This is a genomic window from Microcoleus sp. B6-A1 (assembly GCF_036705085.1).
Classification (GTDB): Bacteria; Cyanobacteriota; Cyanobacteriia; order Cyanobacteriales; family Microcoleaceae; genus Microcoleus.
In genome coordinates this window covers 1-5,046 of sequence record NZ_JAUBTU010000165.1, presented here as the reverse complement: position 1 = coordinate 5,046, position 5,046 = coordinate 1, and the positions used below count along the sequence as shown (strand labels likewise).

Here is a 5,046-nt window from a genome sequence, read left to right as displayed (position 1 = left end):
TTATACTGATGATGGGTAAAAAAGTCATGGTGGGGTTCACGAGTATTTATACTCATCGCAAAAGTGACACGCTCCCAGTTAGCGTGGGGACTTTGGCGCGGGAGATTGTGATAAATTCTCGCGGATTTGCCATCTAATTTCTCTCGTTAGGTGGCGATAAACCGAGTTTCTGCGACAAGTTTCAGTTGAGTACGAGAAATATCGGAAGAAACCCGGTTCCTGGGATTAGCTGCGTGGCGATAAACCGGGTTTCTGCGACAATTTTCCGCCTCGCACGAGAAATATCGAAAGAAACCCGGTTTCTGAGCGTGCGATCTTTTTGAGAAAATTGTCAGAAAGTGGGAGTTATAATAAAACCAAGCTAGTTGGCGATAATATCAACGATGGAAACTATAACTCTCAACCTACCTGCATCCGTCGCTTTAACCGACGAACAATTTTATCAATTGTCCATCGCTAATGAAGAGTGGCGATTAGAACAAACCCCCGAAGGAGAACTAATTATTATGCCTCCAACAGGCGGCGAAAGCGGCATCAGAAATTCGGATCTCAACCTGGGACTCGGTTTGTGGAATCGTCAGACTCGATTGGGAAAAGTCTTTGACTCTTCCACCGTCTTTCAATTACCCAACGGTGCGAAGCGTTCCCCTGACGCTGCTTGGGTACTCCGAGAACGTTGGGAAGCATTATCTGCAGAAGATAAGCGCAGGTTTCCTCCCCTGTGCCCGGACTTTGTAATTGAATTGCGTTCCCAAACGGATTCCCTAGAAACATTGCGGGCTAAAATGCGGTATTATCGAACTAACGGCTGTCGCTTAGGTTGGCTAATTGACCCGCAAACGCCTTTAGTAGAAATCTATCGGTTGTCTGAAGATGTAGCAGAAGTAATTAATTTCTCTTTTGACCAACCGCCTACACTTTCGGGTGAAGATGTACTTCCCGGATTTCTTCTAGATATTACACCTATTCTCAATCCTTGAATCTAGATCGAGAACTGTCGCCCAAGTTGCGAGAAACCGGGTTTCTGCGACAATTTTTGGTTGAGTACGAGAGATGTAGGAAGAAACCCGGTTTCTGGGATTCACTGCGTGGCGAAAAACCGGATTTCTGCGAATAATTTGGATTGAGTACGATAAATATAGGAAGGAACCCGGTTTCTGGGATTAGCTGCGTGGCGAGAAACCGGGTTTCGGCGAGAATTTTTGGTTGAGTACGAGAGATATAGGAAGAAACCGGGTTTCTGAGATTCTTGTGCCTCCAAAAAGTCGATCGCAAATTATCTCCCCGTCAACGTATCCGCATAAGGATCGGGCAAAGCTTGCTGCACCTCCAAAAGCGGCAAAGGATCTCCAGTCAACGGTTGGCTAATCAAATTTTTTTTTACCCCATCCCCCCGGCGATCGCGCTCTTGCAAATGCGATAATTCCTCTTGATAAACCGCAACAATCCGCGCCAAACTCCCCGCCAAATCATCCCAATTCTCATCTCCTCCCAACTTCTCAGAAATTCCCTCAAATAACTCTCCCGCTTGCCTTTTTTGAACATAAGCTTTCAAAAGCTTTCCCGACTTTTGCAAAACCGCCTGATAAATATCCCCATCCGACCACCACAGCCCCTGTTGACTCAGCAGCCAAGTCAAAATATACTCGCGAGCGTGTTGCTCCTTCACCCAGGCCGCGAGATACTGCAAATCTTCCATAGTTACAACAGTCTCCTCAATTTTCCTTAAAATGTCCGCTTGTTTGTATCTACCGTTACCGCGATCGACATAATACCTGCCTTATCATCACCTGTCCCCGTCATTAATATCCCTTAAATCTTAAAAAAACCCTACTGATTTACCAAACAGCAATTCTGAGAATATAAAAATAAACCTAAACCTCCTAGGTCTATTGTCCAATACTTTTAGTCCACCGGAAAGCGGTACACCCCGCCTCGCTTTCCTCTCTCGCAAACCTATCATCAAGCGGGAACAACCAGCGGGTTATTAGCATGACAAAGCAAAATTTTGGTTTAATCGGTCTAGCAGTGATGGGCGAAAACCTAGCGCTCAACGTCGAAAGCAGAGGCTTCTCCGTGGCTGTATACAACCGCACCGCAGCCAAAACCGACGACTTCATGGCCCAACGCGCCCCCGGCAAGAACATTGTAGCCGCCAAGACTCTGACAGAATTCGTCGATGTCCTAGAAACCCCACGCCGAATCTTAGTCATGGTGCAAGCTGGGAAACCCGTAGATGCCGTCATCGACCAGCTCAAACCCATGCTGTCACCGGGCGACATGATTATTGACGGCGGCAACTCGCTCTACGACGACACTGAACGCCGCACCAAAGATTTAGAATCGATGGGACTGGGATTTGTCGGCATGGGCATCAGTGGCGGCGAAGAAGGCGCGCTCAACGGTGCTAGCTTGATGCCCGGTGGCACCCGCACTGCTTACGGCCTACTAGAGCCAATTCTCACCAAAATTGCGGCTCAAGTAGATGACGGCCCCTGCGTCACATTCATCGGCCCCGGTGGCGCTGGTCACTACGTGAAGATGGTTCACAACGGCATTGAGTACGGTGATATGCAGCTCATTGCTGAAGCCTACGATTTGCTCAAAAACGTTGGTGGATTGAACGGCCAGCAATTGCAGGAAGTTTTTGCCGAATGGAATACCACAGACGAACTCAACTCGTTTTTGATTGAAATTACGGCTAATATTTTCAAGTACATTGACCCGGAAACTAAGCAACCCTTAGTTGAGGTAATTATGGACGCAGCCGGTCAAAAAGGCACCGGCCGCTGGACTGTTATGAGTGCTTTGGAATTGGGCGTGAGCATTCCCACAATTATCGCTGCTGTGAATGCCAGAATCATGTCTTCTTACAAAGACGAGCGCATCAAAGCTTCCCAAGAACTTACGGGGCCTAGCGGCAAGTACGAAGGCGATACTAAAGAGTTTGTGAATAAAGTCCGGGATGCGCTTTACTGCTCGAAGATTTGCTCCTACGCTCAAGGCATGGCGCTGTTGAGCGCGGCGTCGAAGTCGTACAATTACGACTTGAGTTTGAGCGAAATTTCCCGAATTTGGAAAGGTGGCTGTATCATTCGGGCTGGCTTTTTGGACAAGATTAAAACAGCTTTCAAAGACGACCCCACGTTGCCGAATTTGCTGTTAGCGCCGGAGTTCAAACAGAGCATTCTCGATCGCCAATCGGCTTGGCGAGACGTGTTAGCTACTGCTTGCCAACTGGGGATTGCAGTGCCAGCATTTAGCGCCTCACTGGACTATTTTGATAGCTACCGACGCGAAAGATTGCCACAAAACCTCACGCAAGCTCAGCGTGATTATTTTGGGGCTCACACCTACGAACGCACCGACAAACCGCGCGGTGAATTCTTCCACTCCGAGTGGACGCAGACTGCTAAAGAGTCGCTGCAAACCGGTACTACGGACTAATTAATTTTTGTAGGGTGCGTTTCGGCGCACCTTACTAATTATTCTGGGGTTGCTGTTTTGACGTTGGTTTTTGAGATAGCTTTTAATATATTCGTCGTTAAAGAGCGATCGGGCGATCGTCATTCCTTATTTTCTTTCTTCGTCTGTCATGTAATCATCGCCTTTTAAACCTGATGCCGGCTGTCGAGGATCGCCGCCGGGATCGAGGAATCGCTGACGTGCGTTAGCAAAGCCCTCGAAGAGGATCGCCATTAATTATCCCAATCTGCGGTCTTGCTCTTGAATGATATCATGCGGTTTCGTCATAGTCTTCTACCTCCTCTAGTCGAGCGGGTGTAGTTTAGCCGGTTGGCTATTGTATGACCCATTGCTGACAGGATTTTCAGCTATCATTGATTGTTTCCTTGCACCTATTATCAATTCTCATAAATTCCGGGTTTTCGGCGTAGATAATCAGTAATTAAGATCACAATGTGCTTGTGATATGGGTAGATAACTATACTGACTAAATCTGGTACGCTCGTAAATACTTCTTTAAACTAAATATAATCTTATGTTAGATTTTATATTAGTAGCCGCTATCGTTTTCGCTGCGGTAAATATGATTTGGGAATGGGTAGATACATGGAAAGAAGAAGAGCCAAGAAAATGTTTATCAGACAGTGGTATTCTGGAAGTGGATGAAATGACTGGCAAAGAGTTTGAAAACTTTCTAGCTTTCCATTTTATAAACTGTGGTTATATTGTTAATTTAACTAAACATAGTCAAGATTATGGAGCCGATCTAATTTTGTACAAAGATGGCTCAAAAACTGTGGTTCAAGCAAAAAGAACCAAAAGACCAGTTGGTATTAAAGCAGTTCAAGAAGTAGCAGGAGCGGTCAGATATTACAAAGGAAATAAAGCCCTAGTAATCACCAACAACAGATTTACAAAAAATGCTTACAACCTTGCTGAATCTAACCAAGTAGAGTTATGGGATAGAAAAAGACTCATCGAATTCATCCTGATAGCTAATAATTGTAGTAAATAACTTATCTACCAAAGTAAGTTATATATAAAAGATGCACTGCTTTCTCAGTATCTTTAATTTCACTTATTCATCATGTTACAAATTTCTAATACTGTGTTCATTCCTGATGGCGAAATCGAGATTAGTGCGATTCGCTCTCAAGGCGCGGGGGGGCAAAATGTAAATAAGGTGGCGAGTGCGATTCACTTGCGCTTTGATATCCCAGCTTCCTCATTGCCCGATCGCTACAAGCAGCGTTTGTTGCAAATCAACGACCAGCGCATCACCTCCGAAGGTGTGATTGTCATCAAAGCTCAGGAACACCGCAGCCAGGAACAAAACCGGGAAGAGGCTTTGAGACGGCTGCAAGAACTGATTAAAAGTGCGATCGTCATACCGAAAAGGCGCAAACCCAGCAAAGCAACTCGTAGTTCCCAGCGCAAGCGTCTCGACAGCAAAACCAAGCGAGGGCAGATTAAAGCTCTGAGAGGGAAAATTACGGAGTGATTGATATAGCAATCCTTGCAGGAGTCGTAAATTTTTGACCCCACCCCAACCCTCCCCTTATCAAGGGGAGGGAGTAAGAA

5 protein-coding genes are annotated in these 5,046 nt (G+C 46.0%); 4 read left to right on the top strand and 1 reads right to left on the bottom strand.

The window, feature by feature from the left end:
- Positions 1-383 precede the first annotated feature (383 nt).
- Positions 384-980 carry a Uma2 family endonuclease gene (locus QUB11_RS30715; RefSeq protein ID WP_333201426.1) on the top strand — a complete coding sequence of 199 codons (597 nt, stop codon included), beginning with the start codon at positions 384-386 and terminating at the stop codon, positions 978-980.
- Positions 981-1,276: 296 nt separating this feature from the next.
- Here the strand turns inward: QUB11_RS30715 and QUB11_RS30710 are convergent, their stop codons facing one another.
- On the bottom strand, positions 1,277-1,699 hold the full coding sequence (locus QUB11_RS30710) for a hypothetical protein (protein ID WP_333201428.1): 423 nt from the start codon (positions 1,697-1,699) through the stop codon (positions 1,277-1,279).
- Positions 1,700-1,992: 293 nt separating this feature from the next.
- Here QUB11_RS30710 and gnd point away from each other — a divergent pair, with 293 nt between their 5' ends.
- The 3 genes from gnd (at position 1,993) to arfB (ending at position 4,966) form a co-directional block, all read left to right on the top strand.
- Positions 1,993-3,447: a decarboxylating NADP(+)-dependent phosphogluconate dehydrogenase gene (gene gnd / locus QUB11_RS30705; protein WP_333201429.1), complete on the top strand. Its 1,455-nt coding sequence runs from the start codon at positions 1,993-1,995 to the stop codon at positions 3,445-3,447.
- A gap of 553 nt (positions 3,448-4,000) precedes the next feature.
- Entirely contained in the window at positions 4,001-4,480 is a 480-nt protein-coding gene (locus tag QUB11_RS30700; RefSeq protein ID WP_333201431.1) for a restriction endonuclease, read from the top strand.
- A 72-nt stretch (positions 4,481-4,552) separates the two neighbouring features.
- Positions 4,553-4,966: an alternative ribosome rescue aminoacyl-tRNA hydrolase ArfB gene (gene arfB / locus QUB11_RS30695; protein ID WP_333201433.1), complete on the top strand. Its 414-nt coding sequence runs from the start codon at positions 4,553-4,555 to the stop codon at positions 4,964-4,966.
- The last annotated feature ends 80 nt before the right edge of the window (positions 4,967-5,046 follow it).